17 protein-coding genes are annotated in these 21,926 nt (G+C 60.9%); 9 read left to right on the forward strand and 8 right to left on the reverse strand.

Translation table 11 applies throughout. The annotated features are described in order from the left end of the window. Positions 1-222: 222 nt before the first annotated feature. The 4 genes from QR290_RS23875 (at position 223) to cmoB (ending at position 3,138) form a co-directional block, all read left to right on the forward strand. On the forward strand, positions 223-615 hold the full coding sequence (locus tag QR290_RS23875) for a protease inhibitor I42 family protein (RefSeq protein ID WP_102716880.1): 393 nt from the start codon (positions 223-225) through the stop codon (positions 613-615). Positions 616-617: 2 nt separating this feature from the next. After that, the gene (locus QR290_RS23880) at positions 618-1,262 is read left to right on the forward strand and encodes a lysoplasmalogenase (protein WP_205350830.1); all 645 of its coding nucleotides are present in this window, start codon (positions 618-620) and stop codon (positions 1,260-1,262) included. A gap of 215 nt (positions 1,263-1,477) precedes the next feature. After that, positions 1,478-2,185 carry a carboxy-S-adenosyl-L-methionine synthase CmoA gene (gene cmoA, locus QR290_RS23885; protein ID WP_289205327.1) on the forward strand — a complete coding sequence of 236 codons (708 nt, stop codon included), beginning with the start codon at positions 1,478-1,480 and terminating at the stop codon, positions 2,183-2,185. Continuing rightward, the gene (gene cmoB, locus QR290_RS23890) at positions 2,182-3,138 is read left to right on the forward strand and encodes a tRNA 5-methoxyuridine(34)/uridine 5-oxyacetic acid(34) synthase CmoB (RefSeq protein ID WP_007956659.1); all 957 of its coding nucleotides are present in this window, start codon (positions 2,182-2,184) and stop codon (positions 3,136-3,138) included. The genes cmoA and cmoB overlap by 4 nt, the downstream gene beginning before the upstream one ends. A 167-nt stretch (positions 3,139-3,305) precedes the next feature. Here the strand turns inward: cmoB and tadA are convergent, their stop codons facing one another. Then, entirely contained in the window at positions 3,306-3,806 is a 501-nt protein-coding gene (gene tadA, locus QR290_RS23895; RefSeq protein WP_289203753.1) for a tRNA adenosine(34) deaminase TadA, read from the reverse strand. Further along, positions 3,806-5,182 (reverse strand): multicopper oxidase family protein, encoded by a 1,377-nt coding sequence (locus QR290_RS23900; RefSeq protein ID WP_207983860.1) that lies wholly within the window; start codon positions 5,180-5,182, stop codon positions 3,806-3,808. The genes tadA and QR290_RS23900 overlap by 1 nt, the downstream gene beginning before the upstream one ends. A 263-nt stretch (positions 5,183-5,445) precedes the next feature. Here QR290_RS23900 and QR290_RS23905 point away from each other — a divergent pair, with 263 nt between their 5' ends. Continuing rightward, positions 5,446-9,774, forward strand: coding sequence for a membrane-targeted effector domain-containing toxin (locus QR290_RS23905; protein ID WP_289203754.1), 4,329 nt, complete (start codon positions 5,446-5,448; stop codon positions 9,772-9,774). A gap of 81 nt (positions 9,775-9,855) precedes the next feature. Here QR290_RS23905 and guaA read toward each other — a convergent pair whose 3' ends face one another. The 4 genes from guaA to QR290_RS23925 all read right to left on the reverse strand — a co-directional run bounded on the left by guaA (position 9,856) and on the right by QR290_RS23925 (position 14,507). Continuing rightward, positions 9,856-11,433 carry a glutamine-hydrolyzing GMP synthase gene (gene guaA, locus QR290_RS23910; RefSeq protein WP_289203755.1) on the reverse strand — a complete coding sequence of 526 codons (1,578 nt, stop codon included), beginning with the start codon at positions 11,431-11,433 and terminating at the stop codon, positions 9,856-9,858. 99 nt (positions 11,434-11,532) lie between these two features. Next, a complete protein-coding gene (gene guaB, locus QR290_RS23915) occupies positions 11,533-13,002 on the reverse strand; it encodes an IMP dehydrogenase (protein ID WP_011335798.1) in 1,470 nt (489 codons plus the stop codon). Positions 13,003-13,117: 115 nt separating this feature from the next. Beyond that, positions 13,118-13,666 carry a sugar ABC transporter ATPase gene (locus QR290_RS23920; RefSeq protein WP_085610914.1) on the reverse strand — a complete coding sequence of 183 codons (549 nt, stop codon included), beginning with the start codon at positions 13,664-13,666 and terminating at the stop codon, positions 13,118-13,120. A 73-nt stretch (positions 13,667-13,739) separates the two neighbouring features. Next, positions 13,740-14,507, reverse strand: coding sequence for a sulfite exporter TauE/SafE family protein (locus QR290_RS23925; RefSeq protein WP_074691031.1), 768 nt, complete (start codon positions 14,505-14,507; stop codon positions 13,740-13,742). A 100-nt stretch (positions 14,508-14,607) separates the two neighbouring features. On the opposite strand from QR290_RS23925, the gene QR290_RS23930 reads away from it, so the two are divergent. The 4 genes from QR290_RS23930 to leuA all read left to right on the forward strand — a co-directional run bounded on the left by QR290_RS23930 (position 14,608) and on the right by leuA (position 19,739). Further along, a complete protein-coding gene (locus QR290_RS23930) occupies positions 14,608-15,495 on the forward strand; it encodes a LysR family transcriptional regulator (protein WP_289203756.1) in 888 nt (295 codons plus the stop codon). Between the two features lie 10 nt (positions 15,496-15,505). Continuing rightward, a complete protein-coding gene (xseA, locus tag QR290_RS23935; RefSeq protein ID WP_007956669.1) occupies positions 15,506-16,885 on the forward strand; it encodes an exodeoxyribonuclease VII large subunit in 1,380 nt (459 codons plus the stop codon). 3 nt (positions 16,886-16,888) lie between these two features. Continuing rightward, entirely contained in the window at positions 16,889-17,716 is an 828-nt protein-coding gene (locus tag QR290_RS23940) for a peptidoglycan DD-metalloendopeptidase family protein (protein WP_289203757.1), read from the forward strand. 343 nt (positions 17,717-18,059) lie between these two features. Beyond that, positions 18,060-19,739: a 2-isopropylmalate synthase gene (gene leuA, locus QR290_RS23945; protein WP_007956672.1), complete on the forward strand. Its 1,680-nt coding sequence runs from the start codon at positions 18,060-18,062 to the stop codon at positions 19,737-19,739. A gap of 202 nt (positions 19,740-19,941) precedes the next feature. Here leuA and QR290_RS23950 read toward each other — a convergent pair whose 3' ends face one another. Both QR290_RS23950 and QR290_RS23955 read right to left on the reverse strand, forming a co-directional pair. Further along, positions 19,942-20,733 (reverse strand): amidohydrolase, encoded by a 792-nt coding sequence (locus QR290_RS23950; protein WP_064383905.1) that lies wholly within the window; start codon positions 20,731-20,733, stop codon positions 19,942-19,944. Further along, positions 20,721-21,869, reverse strand: coding sequence for a pyridoxal phosphate-dependent aminotransferase (locus tag QR290_RS23955; RefSeq protein ID WP_115079103.1), 1,149 nt, complete (start codon positions 21,867-21,869; stop codon positions 20,721-20,723). Before QR290_RS23955 ends, QR290_RS23950 begins: the two co-directional genes overlap by 13 nt. Between the last annotated feature and the right edge of the window lie 57 nt (positions 21,870-21,926).

Below are 21,926 nucleotides of genomic sequence, written 5' to 3' on the forward strand. Positions count from 1 at the left end.
AAGATCGAGTTGATTTTGGATTCAGCGAAGAGCTTTCAGGTCGGCGTATCTCTTAAATTTCCCCCGCTCGGCCCCCTCTCCCTCCGGGCGGTCCGACGTTTCGGGAGGGCTGGGGTGAGGGCCGGCGATGCTGAAGAATGCCCCCAATCTTCGCACTGTCACACTTTGTCTCATCTTCAGTTATGCTCGCCGTTCGTCGCCAACGCCGGAGCCACTGAATCCATGTCCCCCCTTCGCCTGTTTGTCCCCCTGTCCCTCGCCCTGCTGGCCGCCTGCGCCACGCAACCGAAAACCAACGTGACCGTGGAAAAACAGAGCGAATGCCCGGTGCGACTCACCAACGGGCAAAACCTGATCGTCATGCTCCCAAGCAATCCGACCACCGGCTACCGCTGGGCCATTCAGGATTCCGCCGGCGGCGTATTGCGCGCCCTCAGCCCCGAGGTCTACAGCAATCCGGAAGATGCCGGCGTGGTCGGCGCAGCCGGTCTATCGACCTGGCGCTTCCAGGCCTTCGCCCCCGGCACCGGTCGTCTGCGCCTGACTTCGCAACAGCCTTGGGCGCCGGAAGTGTTGCCGGTGGAAACCTTTGACTGCGCCATTTCGGTGAACTGATCGTGGGCTGGCTGATCCTCGCGCTGATGGGCGCCGTGACTTTTCTGTATGGCGTGAGCACCCACGCGGCGCTGCTTTGTCTGCTGGTCAAACCGCTGCCGGTGTTGGCACTGCTCGGCTGGTTGCACGATGCGCCGCCGAGCGAATATCGCCGCTGGATCAGCCTCGGTCTGATTTTCTCGCTGGTCGGTGATGTGCTGCTGGCGTGGCCGGGGGATTTGTTTGTCTTCGGTTTGGGCGCGTTTCTGGTCGCGCATCTGGCGTATCTCAAGGCTTACCTCAGCGATTGCCGGCGCCTGGCTTTGCTGCCGCTGATCCTGGCGCTCAGCGTGGGCGCCGTGCTGTTGGGCATTTTGATCTCCAGCGGACTCGGCCCGTTGACCGTGCCGGTGATCGTCTACGGCACAGCCATCAGCGCCATGCTCTGGCGCGCCCTCGCCCGACTCGGCAGCGGCGTACCGCAACGTTCGGCACTGCTGGCAGCGGGCGGCGCAGTGGCGTTCGTGTTCTCCGACAGCGTGATCGGCATCAACCGGTTTGTTTCACCGTTCAATGCTGCGCCCTACATCATCATCCTCAGTTACTGGCTGGGGCAGTGGGGCATCGCCGCCTCGGCCTTCTCCCAAACCAAACGTCCCGACCTCTGAGACCGATCGTTCCCACGCTCTGAGTCCTTGCGCAATTGACGCAGAGCGTCACAGGACGCATTCCCACGCGGAGCGTGGGAACGATCACCCGCTGCAAAGCGGTTTATCAGACAACCCGCGCATCTGCGCGCCAGTTTGGCTAAAATGCCGGCCTTTTCATCGACACCGCCGGAACCGCCGTGAGCAAAGAACCCGATCGCATTTTCGCCCAGCCGATGGCCCAGGTGCCTGACTTCGCCTTCAACGAAGACGTGGTGCGGGTGTTCCCGGACATGATCAAGCGTTCGGTGCCGGGTTACCCGACCATCGTCGAGAACCTCGGCGTGCTCGCGGCGCAGTTCGCCCAGCCGAACAGCGTGCTCTACGACCTCGGCGCCTCCCTCGGTGCGGTGACCCAGGCCCTGCGCCGCCACGTGCGCACCGACGGTTGCCGGGTGATCGCGGTGGATAACTCGGCGGCGATGGTCGAGCGCTGCCGCGAATACCTCAACGGTCAGGATTCGATGTTCCAGGAATTGCTGCCGGTCGAGGTGATTGAAGGCGACATCCTCGCCCTCGACTTCAAACCGGCCTCGGTGGTGGCGCTGAACTTCACTCTGCAATTCATCGCCCCGGTGCAGCGCACCGCGTTGCTGTCGCGCATCCGCCAATCGTTGCTGCCGGGCGGCGCGCTGATCCTGTCGGAGAAGCTGCGCTTCAACGATGCCGAAGAGCACGCGCTGCTGACCGATCTGCACGTCGCGTTCAAACGCGCCAACGGCTACAGCGAACTGGAAATCGCCCAGAAGCGCAGCGCCATCGAAAACGTCATGAAGCCCGACAGCCTCGAAGAACACCGCGAGCGCCTGCTGGCCGCCGGATTTTCGAAAGTCGTGCCGTGGTTCCAGTGTCTTAACTTTGCCTCGTTGATTGCCTTGCCATGATTGATCTGTCCCCCCTCGCCCGCCGTCTGGCCGGTACGCCGCTGGCCGAATGGGCCAACACCCTGCAAGTGCAGCTCGACAAAAAAATGGAGAAAGGCCACGGCGATCTGGAGCGCTGGCAAAGTGCGCTGGACGCCTTGCCGAAGATCCAGCCGACCGAAGTCGACTTGCTCGACGGCCTCAAGCTCGACACCGATTGCGACGACGAAACCCGCGCACAAATGCGCACCGCGCTGATGGGCCTGTCGCCGTGGCGCAAGGGGCCGTTCGATCTGTTCGGCGTGCACGTCGACACCGAATGGCGCTCGGACTGGAAGTGGTCGCGGGTCGCTCCGCATCTGGACCTGAAGGGCAAGCGCATCCTCGATGTCGGTTGCGGCAACGGCTACTACATGTGGCGCATGCTCGGTGCCGGCGCCGACAGCGTGATCGGCGTCGACCCGAACTGGCTGTTCTTCTGCCAGTTCCAGGCGGTGCAGCGTTATCTGTCAGAGCCGAATGCCTGGCACTTGCCGTTCCCGTTCGAAGATCTGCCGCCGAATCTCGAAGGCTTCGATACGGTGTTTTCCATGGGCGTGTTTTATCACCGTCGCTCGCCGATCGAGCATTTGCTAGCGCTGAAAGACTGCCTGGTGAAGGGCGGCGAACTGGTGCTGGAAACGCTGGTGGTCGAAGGCGACAAGCATCAGGTGCTGGTGCCGGAAGACCGCTATGCGCAGATGCGTAATGTGTGGTTCTTGCCGTCAGTGCCGGCGCTGGAATTGTGGCTGCGTCGTGCGGGTTTCACGGATGTGAAATGCGTGGATGTGAGCACCACCACTGTTGAAGAACAGCGCGGGACCGAGTGGATGAAGTATCAGTCGTTGAGTGATTTCCTTGATCCGGAAGATCACAGCAAGACGATCGAAGGGCTGCCGGCGCCGATGCGTGCCGTAATCGTTGCGAAGAAATAAACCGCTCTCCCAAACTCCGCGGTGAGTCCACCCCTCACCCCAGCCCTCTCCCCTAGGAGAGGGAGCCGATTCTGGAGCTTTTCAGAACTTGAGTTCGACTCAAAAATTTCAGGTCGGCGTAACGTCAACAGTCACCTCGGTCAGTCCCCTCTCCCTCCGGGAGAGGGTTAGGGTGAGGGGCTTTTCGCACGGCGAGCTCGGAAGAACTCAGTCAACACCGCCCCGCACTCCTCGGCCAACACCCCACCTTCATACAACACTCGATGGTTGAGAAAGCCCTGGGTGAAAAACTGCCCCTGACTCTGCACAATCCCGGCCTTGGGCTCCAGCGCGCCGTACACCACCCGCGCAATCCGCGAATGCACGATCAACCCGGCGCACATGCTGCACGGCTCCAGCGTCACGTAGAGCGTACTGCCCGGCAGTCGATAGTTATCCACGGCTTGCGCGGCGGCGCGGATCGCGACCATTTCTGCGTGTGCGCTGGGATCGCTGGTGCTGATCGGGCAATTGAAGCCGCGACCGATAATCTCGCCATCCTGCACCAGCACCGCGCCCACCGGCACTTCGCCGAGAGCTGCGCCTTGGGCCGCCAACTCCAGCGCTTCGCGCATGAAGTCGCGGTCACGGCTGCGGTCGATGATCGCCGCGGGGCGAATCTGGCGCATCACTTCACCTCGATGGCGGCCATCAGGCCGGTTTCCATGTGGTCGATCACGTGGCAGTGGAACATCCACACGCCAGGGTTATCCGCCACCAACGCTACTTGCGCGCGTTCGTTCTTGCCCAGCAGGTAAGTGTCGGTGAAGTACGGCACGATCTTGTGCCGGTTCGACGCAATCACCTTGAAGCTCATGCCGTGCAGGTGGATCGGGTGCTGGTACTGGGTCATGTTCTTCAGTTCGAAAATATAGCTTTGACCCAGTTTCAGGCTGGCGATCGGCCGGTCGGCGCAGGTCTTGTCAGTGATGTCCCAGGCCTTGCCGTTGATCTGCCACAGGCTCGGCGGCTTGCCGTTGTCGACATTCACCGACACCGAACCTACCCATTCGAAATTGAAGTTGAGTTTCTCGGCATTGGCCAGATCCGGCTCGGCCACCGGGTTGGCCGGCAGTGCCTTCGGCCAGTCGGTCGGCGCGTCATTGTTGGCCACCGAACGTAAAGTACCGAGGCGAACCGGGCCGTTGCGCAGCGACAGCTCCTCACCGGCCGGCGGCGCCTTGATCGCCAGGCAGATGCGCATGCCCGGTCCGAGCCAGTATTCCTTGCCCAGCGGGCGCGGCTCGACCGGGTTGCCGTCCAGCGCATAGATCTGCGCTTCGACGCCGGGAATGTTGATGCGATAGGTCAGGGTGTTGTCGAGGTTGAGCAGGCGTACGCGGGTAATCTGCCCCGCCGGCAACTCGATCACTGGTGAAGGCACGCCATTGATGGTCGATAGCCGCCCCGCCGTACCGCCACGGGCCGCTTCGCGCGGAATGCTGAACTCGACGAAGTTGCCCTCGTCGTCGATGTGCCAGTTCTTCAGGCTCAGGGTCTTTTCATACTTGAACCCGGTCGGCTCGCGCTCTTCGACAATCAACGGCCCGACCAGCCCGCGACCGAGTTCTTCGCTGCTGCTGACGTGCGGGTGATACCAGTAGCTGCCCGCATCCGGCACACGGAATTTGTAATCGAAGTATTCGCCAGGCAACACCGGCAATTGCGAGACGTAGGGTACGCCGTCCATTTCCAGCGGCAGGCGAATGCCGTGCCAGTGAATGGTGGTCGCGACCGGCAGATGGTTGATGAAGCGAACCCGCAACCACTCGCCCTGACGCACGCGCAACTCGGTGCCCGGCGCCGACGGGCCAAAGGCCCAGGCTTCGGTCTTGTGCCCCGGCACCAGCTCGACGTCCAGCGGCGCGGCGATCAACTCATAGTCATGCCCCGCATCGGCATCAGCCATCTTGCCCAGCCAGTAACGCGACGCGCCCCCCGCTCCCACGCCAACGACAACAAGACCGGCCAGGCCACCGAGGATTTGGCGACGGGTAAAGGACATGAACTCAACTACCTCACGTATCAGCGGCGGGCCAGGGCGCCCGCAAAAGGCGAATACGATACACCTGCGGTTGCGAAACAGTAAGGGCAGCGCGGCGGATGGCCGCAGACTACAGGTGCGAAGCCTGTTTCCGATGCGTCTTTTTCCTTCAGACGACAAACCAACATCCTGGCGTCTGACAGACGAATCCTTCACCTCTTGAAATGATCGCGGTCGTTTTTATCCACCACGCTCAAGGAAAGATTGTGGACACGAACCACGACATGACATTGCACAACGCCGCCGACAGAAACGCCATCAAGGCTCTGGTTCCCGCCCTGGTCGAGGCCTGCCCCGACATGTATGAAATGGCCTGCGCGATTGCCAGAGAGATCCTCGCCAGCCACGACCTCGCTCACCTGGAACCTGAGCAGGTCTACTGGCACCGGTTCCACGCAGCCCAAAGCAGCCCGCGAACCTTCACCGGCTGGGAGCACCTGTTCGAAACACCACGCGAATCGATGACCCTGCCGCAACTGGTGATCCAGCGATTCAGTGTTCACGACCAGGACAACGCCGACCTTCTCGATTCCGACGCAGGCTTCTATACCGCCGGCCCGGACGCTGGCACCTACAACGAAACCAACGAAGTGAAGCTGCACAGCAGCGACGTCCTTAAAGCGTTCTGGGCGATCAATTTCGCCGACCGTTACCGGAAAAAGGTCGATTCGTTCTGGACCAAGCACGGCAAGACCTTCCGAACCCTGGCCAAGTGCACCTTTCTGGCCAAAGCCATGGAAGACCGAGAAGGCGGCCGACTCTCGGACGACAACTTTCGCACCGCTGTCAAAGCCATCGCCGGCAATGTCAGCTGGCCGGTGACCCGCGAAATGCTCGAAGAAGAAGCTGCGCAAGCCGATGGGCTGCGTATCGGCCTGCTGAAAATCGGCGGGTTTGTCGCCACCGACATCCTGTGCATCACCGATGGCAAGGGCGGCGCGATCCTCTACGTTCCGGGGGAAATCTGGGGGGTACATGCCATGCAGAACGCGCGCGACCTGCATTGGTGGGTGCTGTCGCAGATCAGAAATCCGTCTGATCGAAAACGCTTCCTGTCGCACTTTCAGGTCGCCGATCACGACATCATGGAGGACACCTCCTGGCGTGCGGTCGCAAAACGGCGCTGGCTCTGGGCTTTGGGACCGCTGGTGGGAGGTATCTCGGAGCTGTTGCGCGAGCCCAATCTCGAGAACGTCGGGCTGAATCATGTGCTGGATCTGCTCGTCAGTACCTGGGACAGCGACGATCACACGCTGGTGGCTCACACCGGTGTTGCACTCAATGGCGATATCTTCAGTTTTCTGGCAACCGCCACTCACGCCCGCATGATCAGTGATGCGGAATTCATGCTGCACTCCAACGGCGACTTGCGCAAAAAGCTCTGGATCGGCTACCTCAACGCCTTCAACCGCGTATTCGGACCGATGGCGGCCGTTGGCTGGCCGGTAGCGCTGGCGGTCGTCGGAGCAGGCATCGCCAACGTCGGGTTGCAGATCGATCAGGCTGTCAACGGCAAGACACCTCAGGCACGAAAGGCCGGCACAATCGGAGCAATTTTCGCGGCCATCGATACACTGTTCAACGCCACGTTCATCAAGGGCAGTGAGCGATTACCCGAAATTGCCGAGACCGAGACATTCATCGAGCCGGAGGAAGAACTCGCTAAATCCGGACTGTCCGTAAGGCCGGAAGAAAAGCTGGCCGAAGCGGCACTGGCACGTACGCCATTGCCGACGCTGGAGGAGATCGCACCGAAACAGGTCCTGCCAGCAGCGCCGGAAGATTTTCTGGCGTCCTTCAAGACCGAGATCAGTGAAGGCACCCGGATGGAAACCGGTGATCCTAAATTCCAGGAGATCATCCAGACCCCGTCCGGCAGGTACTACATTTACATGCGCCGGGCTTGGGGTAACCAGGGTTTCTACCAGGTACGCTACGTTGCGCAGATGCGTAGCTGGGTCATTGTCGACCCGGCCAATCCTTATTCGTTTTATCGCAACGTGCCGGTCCGTCTGAACGAAGCGTTGAAATGGCAGCCGATCGCCCGCCCAGGACTCAAAGGGGGAATGAAGGTGTTTGGCGACTGGCCCTGGGGCCATACGGCTGACCCGTTGCCCGAAATGGCAACTCAAGTGATGCCCTACGACACGTCGCTGTGGTCCAGATCGACTCTGCGCCCATTGGCTGAGAGTCGTGTCGATGACTTCCCGCTGAACAGCCAGACCGGTAGCGACAGCCTCTATCAAGACTTCAAGACACTGCGGCGCAGTCTGTATGACGACGCCATCGATTTTTACAGCGCCCCGAACTCACCGCCACGCCCGCCAATATCGCCTCTCAAACCTGCGACACCATTCGCGGACATGACCAAGCGCCTGCTCAAGGAGACTCCGGGACTTGTCATCGGACAGGACAGCACCCACACGGGCGCTCGAGGCTTATTGATCGACAACCTCAAGGCGTTGAACAAACAGAAGGTCCGAACCCTGTATCTGGATCATCTTCTAAGCGATTTCCATCAGGCGGACCTGAATGCGTTCCACAAGTCAGGCAAGATGCCGACTGCGCTGGAAGATTATCTGCAATCACTGGATACCCGGTTCGGTACCAACCCGACAGGGCCCCATTCGTACACGGAGCTGGTAAGGAGCGCACAGAAAAGCCATATCCGGATACAGGCAATCGACTGCATGGCCAGCCGTCGTTTTCCGAACATGGAGCACACGTCTGGAGTCAGCAACCGCAAGATGCTGAATTACTTCTCCGACACCGTGATCAAGGCCGATCAGGCAGCACGGGGCGCTCATCGCTGGGTCGCATTGCTGGATGAGGGGCGTGCCAGCACCTTCAACAAGGTTGCCGGCCTGGGTGAACTGGAAGGCGCGCCGACGCTGCGGGTCGAGGAGGTTTCCGTAGGTCAGGCGGAAGGCCTGACACCCGATCCGGGTAAAAAAGTTCGCAATCTTGCCGGCAACCCCATCGACCTGATTAAAAGCGACCTTCGCCTGCAATTGAACGGACCTCCTGCGACGATCACAGCCCGATCGATCGAAGAAGCCCTGCCCAGAAGGGGCATGTTCATGATCCAGGAGCCCTCCACACTCATCCATCGCAGCGGAGATGGCACACTGGTGCAAACAGCGATCCAGCGGGATGCCGGAGGCTTTTTCATCGTCCGCCCCAAATGGATATCCGTCAGCGGCCGGCACTTCGAAAGTGCTCAGGAACTGGCAACAGCTCTGAGCGATGAAGGCCTGACATTCAGGCGCGTGCGTATCGATCCACTGGCGGCCGAGGGGCAATTGCCGGGCATTGAGCCTTCTGCATCCGCCTCCGGCGCCGGAGTCGGTCCTGAGGTATCGCTGTCTGATAACCCATTGATCATTTCGCCCTATGAAATTCCAGTCGCGTTTCGCAATGAACTGAAAAACGCCATGCTCTTCGGCAACGAACGAACCCTGGGTGATGCTTTTATGAGTTTTGACGCTGACACGGCGTTCGAGACGTTCAAGGCATTGCGCAAACAGTTACGTGAAGCCGCCGTCCGCTTTCATGCCGAGCTCAAACCTGCTCCGCGTACGACACTGGCGCCCATCGATCCAGCCGCAAGCGCCGAATCGTTCATCGAGAAATCGCTGGAGCAATTCAATGGTCTGGTCATCGGCGAAAGCCACGCAGAAACAGGTAGCAAACAATGGCTCATTGAACAGATGCCGGTGCTTGCCCGAAAAGGCGTGAAGACACTGTACATGGAACATCTGCTCACAGACTTCCACCAGGCAGCACTGGATAACTTCGCCAGAACTTCAGTCATGCCCCGGGATCTTGAGCTGTATCTGGAAGGCCTCGACCAGGGCCACATCACCGATCCCACAGGGCGCTACACCTTCCTCAACCTGGTGAAAGAAGCCAACCGCCAAGGGGTGCGCATTCAGGCCATCGACTGCATGGCCAGCTATCGGCTGGAAGGTATGCGTGGCCTGGAGTCAACGAGTCGACAGAAAATGATGAATTTCTATGCCCACACGATCATCCAGGCCGATCAGGCCGCGCGCGGACCACACAAGTGGGTCTCGCTCATGGGTAATTCACACTCCAACACCTTCAAGGGCGTCACCGGCATCAGTGAGCTGGAGGATGGGATCGGCCTGCGTATTGAAGACGTGGGTTACGGCAAGTCACGTGGGTTCGAGCCTGATCCCGGAAGGACTTTTCTCGACAATGACGGCAAGCCGACCGGACAGGTGAAAGGTGATATGCGTCTGCAAGTGCAGACGCCATGGAACGCCCAGACGCAAAAGGAGATCGATCACTTGCTGAATCGTCCGGGGATGTACACCTTGAAACAGGAGCCCAGTTCCACCTTGCTGATTCACCGCAGCCGCGACAATGCACTCGTACGCACGAAGATCCATTGCGAATCCGGTCGCTGGTTCATTGAACGCCCCGCCTGGCCCGACCTCCATGAGAAACGCTTCAACAGTGTAGAAGCTTTGCTAAAGGCACTGGACGACCGAAGCATGACGCTGGCCGGCTGGTCCGGCCCCTTGTAAGCGGCAATAAAAAGGCCGCGTGAACACTGTTCACGCGGCCTCGGGATTGCCTGCTCTCACGCCGCCAAGGCGTGTGCGGGATCACTCCCACTCAATGGTCGCCGGCGGCTTGCTCGACACGTCGTAAGTGACGCGGGAGATGCCTTCGATTTCATTGATGATGCGGCCGGAAACGGTTTCCAGCAGTTCGTAAGGCAGGTGTGCCCAACGTGCGGTCATGAAGTCGATGGTTTCCACGGCACGCAGGGCCACGACCCATGCGTAACGGCGGCCGTCGCCGACCACGCCAACCGATTTCACTGGCTGGAACACCACGAAGGCCTGGCTGACCTTGTGGTACCAGTCGGCCTTGCGCAGTTCTTCGATGAAGATGTGGTCGGCGCGACGCAGCAGGTCGGCGTATTCCTTCTTCACTTCGCCGAGGATACGCACGCCCAGGCCCGGGCCCGGGAACGGGTGACGGTAGACCATGTCGTACGGCAGGCCCAGTTCCAGGCCCAGACGACGGACTTCGTCCTTGAACAGTTCGCGCAGTGGCTCGACCAGTTTCAGGTTCATCTCTTCCGGCAGGCCGCCCACGTTGTGGTGCGACTTGATCACGTGGGCCTTGCCGCTTTTCGCGCCAGCCGACTCGATCACGTCCGGGTAGATGGTGCCCTGAGCGAGGTACTTGATGTTGTCCAGCTTGCAGGATTCGGCATCGAACACGTCGATGAAGGTACGGCCGATGATCTTGCGCTTCTTCTCTGGATCGGCTTCGCCGGCCAGGTTGTTCAGGAACTGGTCTTCAGCGTTGGCGCGGATCACCTTGACGCCCATGTTCTCGGCGAACATGGCCATCACTTGCTCACCTTCGTGCAGACGCAGCAGGCCGTTGTCGACGAAGACGCAGGTCAGCTGGTCGCCGATGGCCTTGTGCAGCAGCGCTGCAACCACCGAGGAGTCCACACCGCCGGACAGACCCAGCAGCACGTTGTCGGTACCGACCTGTGCGCGGATGTTGGCGACGGCGTCTTCGGCGATCTTCGACGGGGTCCACAGGGCTTCACAGCCGCAGATGTCGAGAACGAAACGCGACAGGATGCGACCGCCCTGCTTGGTGTGGGTCACTTCCGGGTGGAACTGCACGCCGTAGTAAGCACGCTCGTCGTTGAACATGCCGGCGATCGGGCAGCTCGGGGTGCTGGCCAGAATGTGGAAATCGCTTGGCATCTTGGTGACCTTGTCACCGTGGCTCATCCACACGTCGAGGCCGAACAGGCCGTCGGCGTCGATGTGGTCTTCGATACCGTCGAGCAGGCGGCTCTTGCCGACCACGTCAACGCGGGCATAACCGAACTCACGCAGTTCGGAGCCTTCAACCTTGCCGCCCAGTTGCTCGGCCATGGTCTGCATGCCGTAGCAGATACCGAAGACCGGTACGCCCAGGTCGAACACCGCTTGCGGGCAGCGCGGGCTGTTGGCTTCGTGCACGGACTCGGGACCGCCAGCGAGGATCACGCCTTTTGGCGCGAATTCGCGGATCGCATCTTCGTCCATGTCGAACGGGTGCAGTTCGCAGTACACACCGATCTCGCGCACGCGGCGGGCGATCAGTTGAGTGTATTGCGAACCGAAGTCGAGGATCAGGATGCGGTGAGCGTGAATGTCGAGGGCCATGATTCAGTCTCGTCTAAGTAATTCAGAAACAGTCTTGATTCAGAAACAACTCGGGGCTGAATAAAACAGCCCCGGTCATTTAACGTTTTGCTTGAAGCCTCAACCTACGCGGTAGTTTGGCGCTTCCTTGGTGATCTGCACGTCGTGGACGTGGGATTCGGCCATACCGGCACCGGTGATCCGCACGAACTCAGGCTTGGTGCGCATCTCTTCGATGTTGGCGCTGCCGGTGTAACCCATCGAGGAACGCAGACCGCCCATCAACTGGTGAATGATCGCGCTCAGGGTGCCCTTGTAAGGAACACGGCCTTCGATCCCTTCAGGTACAAGCTTCTCGGCGCCTGCCGAGGAGTCCTGGAAGTAACGGTCGGAAGAACCTTGAGCCTGGGACATGGCGCCCAGCGAGCCCATGCCGCGATAAGCCTTGTACGAACGGCCCTGGAACAGTTCGATCTCGCCCGGCGCTTCTTCGGTACCGGCGAACATCGAGCCCATCATCACGCAGGAAGCACCGGCCACGATGGCCTTGGACAGGTCACCGGAGAAACGGATGCCGCCGTCGGCGATCAACGGAACGCCAGTGCCTTCAAGGGCAGCAGCAACGTTGGCGATGGCACTGATTTGCGGAACGCCGACACCGGCGACGATGCGGGTGGTGCAGATCGAGCCAGGGCCGATACCGACCTTGACCGCGTCGGCGCCAGCTTCGGCCAGAGCCTTGGCGGCTGCGCCGGTGGCGATGTTGCCGCCGATCACCTGCACTTCAGGGAAGTTCTCTTTGACCCAGCGAACGCGGTCGATCACGCCTTTGGAGTGACCGTGAGCGGTGTCGACCACCACCACGTCCACACCGGCATTGACCAGGGCTGCAACGCGGTCACCGGTGTCTTTACCGGTACCGACCGCAGCGCCGACGCGCAGACGACCTTGGTCGTCCTTGCTGGCCAGCGGGTAGGCCTTGGCTTTTTCGATGTCTTTGACGGTCATCATGCCTTTGAGGGCAAACTTGTCGTCGACAATCAGGACTTTTTCCAGGCGGTGCTTGTGCAGCAGCTCGCGGACTTCGTTCTTGTCGGCGCCTTCGCGAACAGTGACCAGACGCTCTTTAGGCGTCATCACTTCACGAACGGTGGCATCCAGACGGGTTTCGAAACGCACGTCACGGGAAGTGACGATACCGACCAGGTCGCCATCGTGCAGCACCGGAACGCCGGAAATGTTGTGCATGCGGGTCAGTTCGAACAGATCACGAACCGTGGCGTCAGCCTCGATGGTGATCGGGTCCTTGACCACACCGGCTTCGAACTTCTTGACCTTGCGAACTTCGGCAGCTTGCTGCTCGATGGTCATGTTCTTGTGGATAATGCCGATGCCACCTTCCTGAGCCATGGCGATTGCCAGACGGGCTTCGGTGACGGTGTCCATGGCGGCAGAAACCAGAGGAATGTTCAGCTCGATGCCACGGGTAAGGCGGGTCTTCAGACTGACTTCGTTAGGAAGCACCTCGGAATAACCGGGCACTAGGAGAATGTCGTCGAAGGTCAGAGCTTCTTGGCTGATACGCAGCATCGCGGGGGCTCCCGAGCGGGAAAATGGAAGCGCGCCATTATAGTCAGACACCCCCTCGGGTTCAATGTAAAACTTGTCTTATATCAATGTTGCTGATGTACGGAAAAAGCGGCCTCTAAAGCTCTACCTTGACCCAGCTCACCGGCTGATCCAGCCAGTCGGCGAATTCGTCGATGAAACTTTGCTTGAACCCCGCCTCCAGCCAGTTGTTGAAGATGAACCCGAGGTTGGAAAACCCGCACTCCTGCAAATACAGAAAACCGTTGATGTCGTCTTCATGCCCGCATTCAGGGCAGGTGAAGTTGTCGGTGCGGCCCGGCATCCAGTCTTCCAGGCTTTCGAACAGCGCTTCGCCGATTTCCTGACGACACTCGGCACAACCAGCCTCTTCGAGAAAACCCTTGGCCGGGGTGTAGATACAGCGCTTGGTGATGACTTCCAGCCCATTGATCGGCTCACCGAACGGCAGCGCCTCGGGGTACAGCACCACCGCGCGGGCGCCATCGGCGATGGCGTAGGCCATGCGATTGCCGGTGCGTCCGCAGGTGCTCAGCTCTTCCTTGACGATGTTCTTGCGCACCAGCCAGCGCAGGATCGCCCGGGCCCGGGGCTCGTGCACCGGCAGGTTGGAGATTTTCGGGACGATGATGCTTTGGGAATTCATGGTGCAAGCCTGCTGCGTCAAAGGATGTTCTGCGACGAACGCGGCCGGCAGCTTAATCCCTGACAAAATCCGGTCAAGTGCTTAAATAGCGGCCGATCAGCGCAATCCCGCTCGCCAGCACCAGCCACGTCACCAGCCGCACAAAGGCCTCGCGGGACAGGCGCATCGTTAATCGCCGCCCGACCCACAAGCCCAGCGCCATGGCCGGCAACAGGCACAGCGCAAGCATCAACAAGGGTAGCTCGGCATACACCCCGGCGATGGCGAACAGGCTCAAACGCACCACCGTGCTGCAACTGATCAGCGCACTTTGCGTGGCCCGCGCCGCGTCCTTGGGCAGCCGACTGTTCAGGTAGATCGCATAAAGAAAGCCGCCGCTGCCGAACAACGCGCCGAACAGCCCGCCCACCGTGCCCATCGGCAACGCCCACCCGGCAGACAACTGCGCCGGTCGCGCCTTTATCCACAAGCTGTAGATCGCGTAGGCACTGATGAACAGCCCCATCAACAGCAGCAAAAGATCGGACTTGAGGTTGAGGAGAAAAATCACCCCCAGCGTGCACCCCACCGCCATGCACGGCAACAGCCGCAGCAATTCCGGTTTCGCCACATCGCGCCGCGAAGGCAGCAAATTGCCGAATGCCGCGACGAAATCCAGCAGCACCAGCAACGGCACGATTTTCGACAGCGGCATGAACAGAATCAGGATCGGCCCCGCCACCAGCGCCGTGCCGAAACCGGCAATCCCGAACACGATGTAGGCCAGCGCGATGGCCAGCCCGATCACCACCCAGCCCTGCGCACCCCACGACCATTCGCTCAACAACCCCGCCACGCTCATTCGCTCGCTTCCTTTATAAGCCTGCGATGACTTTAGCCAGCGCCGAGGGTTGCGACTAATATCATCGAAACCGCCAAGCCATCTCGAAAAGGCATGTCTCGTGCTTTCAACCCGTCAATTGCGTTACTTCGTGGAAATCGCCGAGAGCGGCAGCTTCAGTGCCGCAGCCGAACGGCTGTTTATCGCTCAATCGGCGCTGAGCCGGCAGATCAAGGACATGGAAACCCGCCTGCAAACGCCGCTGTTCGAACGCACCGCGCGCCAGCCCCGGCTAACCGCCGCTGGCGAAGCGTTCCTGCCCCGGGCGAGAAACCTGCTCAATGAATTGAACAAGGCCAGCACTCTGGCCACGGAGATCGGCCAAGGCCAACGCGGCACCTTGCGCGTGTGTCACTCCAGCACCGTACCGATCAGTGGCCAACTGTTGCGCGACATGAGCGCGTACCTGAAGCAACAGCCCGGCGTTTCGCTGGACATCGGCACGCTTTCCTCGGAAGCACAACTTGAAGAACTGGCCGAGGATCGGCTCGATATCGGCCTTCTGCGTCTGCCGGTGCTGCGCCAGCGCGAAGGTGTTCAGGTTGTGCCGCTCTACACTGAACGCTTGTTGCTAGCCGTACCGACGGAACATCGACTGGCATTGGCGGACGCAGTCGACTTGGCGCAATTGAAGGACGAAGCCTTCATCTCCATCCCGCATCCGCAGCGCGGCGGGCTGAGTTATTTGTGCGCCGACCTGTGCATGCGTCACGGTTTCTTCCCTCAGGCTGCGCGGGTGATGTCGCGCAAGACCACGCAATTGCAGTTGATCCAGGCCGGATTCGGCATCGCGCTACTGCCGGAATCGATGCAGGATATCGCGCCTGCCGGTGTGAGATTTCTGCCGCTGACCGGCGATTGCCAGAGCACAGTCGCCCTCGCATCTCGGCAAAATCCCACAACTTTGGTGCAACACTTCCTCCAGACATTCACCGGCGAATGCCTTTAAACTGCGCCCCATGATTAAAGATCCCTTTGCAAGACTCGGCCTCGACCGCGAAGTCCTGACCGTCAGCCAGCTCAACGGCCGCGCGCGGGTGTTGCTCGAAGACGTGTTCAGCAACATCTGGGTCGAAGGCGAAATCTCCAACCTCGCCCGCCCGGCGTCCGGCCACGTGTATTTCACCCTCAAGGACAGCGGTGCCCAGGTGCGTTGTGCGCTGTTCCGGCAGAATGCTGCGCGGGTGCGTCAGGCGCTGAAGGATGGCCTGGCGGTCAAGGTGCGCGGCAAGGTCTCGCTGTTCGAAGGGCGTGGCGACTATCAGCTGATCCTCGACACCGTGGAGCCTGCCGGTGACGGTGCCCTGCGTCTGGCCTTCGATGCGTTAAAGGAAAAGCTCAGCGCCGAAGGCCTGTTCAGTGCCGAGCGCAAAGTGCCGCTGCCGGCGCATCCGCAGCGCATCGGCATCATCAGTTCGCCGACCGGCGCGGTGATTCGCGACATTATCAGCGTGTTCCGCCGCCGTGCGCCGCAGGTTCAGCTGACGCTGATTCCCACCGCCGTTCAGGGCCGCGAAGCCACCGCGCAGATCGTCCGCGCCCTGAAACTGGCGGATGCCCGTGGCTTCGACGCGCTGATCCTGGCCCGTGGCGGCGGCTCGCTGGAAGACCTCTGGTGCTTCAACGAAGAGGCGGTCGCCCGAGCGGTGGATGCCTGCGTGACGCCGATCGTCAGTGCGGTCGGCCATGAAACCGATGTGTCGATCAGCGACTTCGTGGCGGACGTGCGTGCACCGACACCGTCCGCCGCTGCTGAACTGCTTGCCCCGGATTCCAGCCACCTGATCCGTCAGGTCGAAAGCCTGCATCGCCGGCTGGTGATGCGCATGCGTGACCGCTTGATGCGCGATCGCCTGCGCCTTGAAGGCATGACCCGCCGCTTGCGCCATCCCGGCGAGCGTCTGCGCCAGCAGGCACAGCGCCTGGATGATCTGGACATGCGCATGCGCCGCGCCTTCGAACGCCAGCTCAATACCCGCCGCGAGCGCCTGATTCGCCTGGAAACGCGCCTCGCCGGGCAACATCCGGGGCGCCAACTGGCTCTATTGCGCCAACGTCTCGACAGTCTTGCCGAACGCCTGCCACGCGCAATGAACGAAGGCCTGAAACGCCGTCGTCTGCAGCTGCAAAGCCAGATGCAGACCCTGCACGTGGTCAGCCCGCTGGCGACGCTCGGCCGTGGCTACAGCATTCTGCTGGATGAGCGCGGCAACGCGATCCGCAACGCCGCGCAGACCCACACCGGCCAGCGCCTCAAGGCCAGACTGGGCGAAGGCGAACTGCAAGTGCGCGTCGAGGACAATCACCTGACGCCCGTCACCCTTTCATTACTGGACTGATCCATGCCGCGTTTTCTCGCTCCGCTGCTGTTGCTGTTGCTGTGCCTGACCTTCAACGCCCACGCCGACAGTTACATCACCCGCCTGCTGAACAAACCGGTGCCGGGCGGCGTGGCTGTCGTCGATCTGGGAACCGCTGCACAAGCGCCGAAAGCCACGTATCAGGGCAAACCGGTGCTGGTGGTCAAGGAACAGAACAACTGGCTGGCGATTGTCGGCGTTCCGCTGACCGTCAAACCCGGCACCCAGCAGATCAGCAGTGGCGGCCGCAACCTCAACTTCAATGTCGGCAACAAGAAATACCCGGAACAGCACATCACCCTGAAGAACACCCAGCAGGTCAATCCGAACCCGGCCAACCTCAAGCGCATCGAGGGCGAACTGGCCGAGCAGATCAAGGCCTACCGCAGTTTCAGTCCGAATACGCCGAGCAATCTGCTGCTGGACAAACCGGTCAACGGGCCTCTGTCGAGCAAGTTCGGCGTGCGCCGCTTCTTCAACGGTGAAGAGCGCAATCCGCACGCAGGCCTCGACTTCGCAGTGCCGGCTGGCACGCCGATCAAGACCCCGGCAGCGGGCAAGGTGATACTGATCGGCAACTACTTCTTCAATGGCAACACGGTGTTTGTCGACCACGGCCAGGGCTTCATCAGCATGTTCTGCCACATGTCGAAGATCGATGTGCAGAACGGCCAGCAACTGGCGCGCGGCGCGGTGGTTGGGAAGGTGGGCGCTACAGGTCGGGCAACCGGGCCGCACATGCACTGGAACGTCAGCCTGAACGACGCGCGGGTCGATCCGGCGATTTTCATTGGGGCTTTCCAGCCTTGATTCCGGGCTGAACACCCTCCAGCGGGGATTGCGCACGACGAACGGACTGCGCAATCTCTGCAAACATTCACTTTGATTCAGAGAATAAAATCTCGGAAAAAACCGCTTTCCGGGTATTCCTCTCAATTTTTTTCGACTGCTTGCCATCCTCATCCCCCGCGGTTAGGGTTGAAGGCATGAAAACCTCTCACACCCTCATTCAGCTTCGCCAGCACCGCAGCCTGTGCCTCGTCAGCGCACGACTGCCAGGCTGAATCGCTGCGCCTCGTCCCACGCTTTTCCAAGAACGTTCGTTCCACCGGCAGGCCGCCTCTTTTCGGCCCAGACAATAAGGAATTTCCCGATGAGCATGCTCAAAGACCCGTCTTCGAAATACCGCGCGTTTCCTGTGATCAACCTGCCGGACCGTACCTGGCCATCGAAAACCATCGATGCCGCGCCGATCTGGTGCAGTTCCGACCTGCGTGACGGCAACCAGTCGTTGATCGAGCCAATGGACGCGGTGAAAAAGCTGCGCTTCTGGAAAACCCTGGTGCAGGTGGGCGTGAAGGAAATCGAAGCCTCGTTCCCGGCCGCTTCGCAAACCGACTTCGACTTCGTGCGCACCCTGATCGAAGACGGCCACATCCCGGACGACACCACCATTCAGGTGCTGACCCAGGGCCGTGAAGACCTGATCGAGCGCACCTTCGAATCCCTGCGCGGAGCGAAGAAAGCCATCGTTCACCTGTACAACGCCACCTCCCCTTCTTTCCGTCGCATCGTCTTCAATCAGGACAAGGACGGAATCAAGGCTATCGCCGTGAACGCTGCCAAGCTGTTCGTCAAATACGCAGCCATGCAGCCGGACACCGAGTGGACCTTCGAGTACTCGCCGGAAACCTTCAGCGCCACTGAGCTGGAATTCGCCAAGGAAGTCTGTGACGCGGTGATCGAGGTCTGGAACCCGACGCCTGAGCACAAGATCATCCTCAACCTGCCGGCCACCGTTGAATGCGCGACCCCGAACGTCTACGCCGACCAGATCGAGTGGTTCCACCGCAACATCAACCGTCGTGACAGCGTGATCATCAGCCTGCACACCCACAACGACCGCGGCACCGGCGTGGCCGCCACCGAGTTGGGCCTGATGGCCGGCGCCGACCGCGTCGAAGGCTGCCTGTTCGGCAACGGCGAGCGTACCGGCAACGTCGACCTCGTGACCGTGGCCCTGAACATGTACACCCAGGGCCTCGACCCGCAACTGGACTTCTCCGACATCGATGGCGTGCGCAAGGTCGTCGAAGAGTGCAACCAGATCCAGGTTCACCCACGTCACCCTTATGTCGGCGACCTGGTCCACACCGCCTTCTCCGGCTCCCACCAGGACGCGATCCGCAAGGGCTTCGCCCAGCAGAAATCCGACGCCCTGTGGGAAGTACCGTACCTGCCGATCGACCCGGCCGACATCGGCCGCAGCTACGAGGCGGTGATCCGCGTCAACAGCCAGTCGGGCAAGGGCGGCATCGCCTACTTGCTGGAACAGGAATACGGCATCAGCCTGCCACGTCGCATGCAGATCGAATTCAGCCAGGTCGTGCAGCGTGAAACCGATCGCCTGGGCCTGGAGATGACCGCGCAGCAAATCCACGCGCTGTTGCACAGCGAATACCTGCAAGCCAACACCCCGTACGCGCTGGTCAGCCATCGCCTGCAGGAAGAAAACGGCAACAGCGCCGTCGAAGTGGAAGTGGCGAGCAAGGGTCAGGGCGAGACCAACCTGCACTGGCGCGGCAAGGGCAACGGCGCGCTGGAAGCGCTGGTGGCCGGTCTGCCGATTCCGGTGGAAATCATGGACTACAACGAACACGCCATCGGTGCGGGCACCAACGCCAAGGCGGCGGCCTACATCGAACTGCGTGTGAACGGCGAGCGTGCGGTACACGGCGTGGGCATCGATGAAAACATCACCACTGCCAGCTTCAAGGCCCTGTTCAGCGCGCTGAATCGCTCGCTGAGCCAGCCGGAAGCGAAAGCGGCGTAACTGACCGCTGCAATGCAAAAGGCCCCGGAGTGCGAACTCCGGGGCCTTTTTTATGCCTGCTGGCGCTATGTTGCCTGAACTGGCCTCTTCGCGGGCAAGCCCGCTCCCACAGGGTTTTCTGGTGTACATGACATTGAGTGCACACCGGTCTCTGTGGGAGCGAGCTTGCCCGCGATGGGGCCCGTACAAACTACGCAAAAACTCAGGTGAATTCGAAGGTGTCCGCGTCCAGATTCGCCGGAAACCGCTCGCGGTAAGCGGCAAGCGATGCCGCCTCCAGAACCACCTTGAACACCCCGTCCGCCTCCCCCGCCGCCAGCAACGTCTCGCCCTGGAAATCCAGCACCTGACTGTCGCCGGTATACGCGAAACCCTTGCCGTCGGTGCCCACCCGGTTGACCGCCGCCACATAACACAGGTTTTCGATCGCCCTGGCCGGCAACAACCGGTTCCAGTGCTGACGCCGTGCGCCCGGCCAGTTGGCGGTGTACAGCAGCAGATCGGTATCTTGCGCATCACGGCTCCACACCGGGAAGCGCAAGTCGTAGCAGATCAGCGGACGCACCCGCCAGCCCTTGAGTTCGAACTGCACCTGGCGCTCGCCGGGAGTGTAGTGGTTGTGCTCGCCGGCCATGCGAAACAGGTGACGCTTGTCGTAATGCAGCACTTCGCCGTCCGGGCGCGCCCACAGCAAGCGGTTGCGGTGGCTGCCGTCAGCGGCCTGAATGATCACGCTGCCGGTGACGACCGCATTCAGCTTCGCTGCTTGGGCCCGCAGCCATTTACTGGTCGGGCCGTTTTCGGCTTCGGCCAGGGTTTCGGATTCCATGGAGAATCCGGTGGTGAACATTTCCGGCAGGATGATCAGATCCGCACCGCGCGCCTGCTCCAGCAAGGCGTCGAAATGCTCGAGGTTGGCCTGACGGTCATGCCAGGCCAGACTGGTCTGGATAAGCGCCAGATTGAGATCGGGCAACGCACTCAAATCACGCATAGTTTGGCCGCCGCTTCCCGCAGCGTCTCCTCACGTTTGGCAAAGCACAGGCGCACCAGGCGCTGGCCTTCGGGTGGATTCTGGTAGAACACCGACACCGGAATACTCGCCACGCCGTGCTCGCGGGTCATCCACATCGCCATCTCGACATCGTTCAGGTCGGGACGAATCTGCGAATAATCGACCAGTTGGAAATAGGTGCCGGTGACCCGGGTAAAACTGAATCGCGACGGCTCCAGCAAATCACAGAACAGATCGCGCTTGGCCTGATAGAAACCCGGCAGTTCTTCGACGTGTTCCGGATGCTCGGCCATGTAATCGGCCAGAGCGAACTGCAACGGCGTCACACCACAGAAACTGACGTACTGATGCACCTTGCGCAGCTCGGCAGTCAGGGCCGGCGGCGCCACGACGTAGCCGGTTTTCCAGCCGGTGACGTGATAGGTCTTGCCGAACGAGCTGACCACGAAGGCGCGCTGATACAGCTCTTCATGGGCCAGTACGCTGACATGCGGGACGCCATCGAACACCAGATGTTCGTAGACTTCGTCGCTGATCACATAGATGTCGCGATCACGGATCAACGCCGCCAACTGATCCAGCTCGGCACGGCTGATCAGCGCACCGCTCGGGTTATGCGGGGTGTTGAGGATGATCATCCGCGTGCGCGGGCTCAGGGCTGCGCTGAGTTTGTCGAAGTCGATGGAGAAATCTTTCAGCCCAAGTTGCACGTGCACGCAGCGCCCGCCGGCCAGTTCCACCGCCGGCTCATAGCTGTCGTAAGCCGGGTCGAACACGATGACTTCGTCGCCGCTGTGGATAACCGCCTGGATGGCGCAGAAGATTGCTTGGGTCGCGCCGGGGGTCACGGTTACTTCGGTATCGGCATCGACGTTGGCGCCATAGCTGCGGGCGATTTTTGCCGCGATCTGCTGGCGCAGCGCCGGCAGGCCGGTCATGGGTGAATACTGGTTATGGCCGCTGGCGATGTGCCGACCGACCGCGTCGCGCAGTGCCTGCGGGCCGTCGAAATCGGGAAAACCCTGGGAAAGGTTGATCGCTCCGGTCTGCGCCGCGAGCTGAGACATCTGCGTGAAAATAGTGATGCCGACATTCGGCAGCTTGCTGGTGATCATCGGGGTTCCCTGCTCTGCCCCGGCTCTGACGACGGCGCGGGAGAGCCCGAGGATAGC

It is taken from the genome of Pseudomonas fluorescens (assembly GCF_030344995.1).
Taxonomy (GTDB): Bacteria; Pseudomonadota; Gammaproteobacteria; order Pseudomonadales; family Pseudomonadaceae; genus Aquipseudomonas; species Aquipseudomonas fluorescens_BF.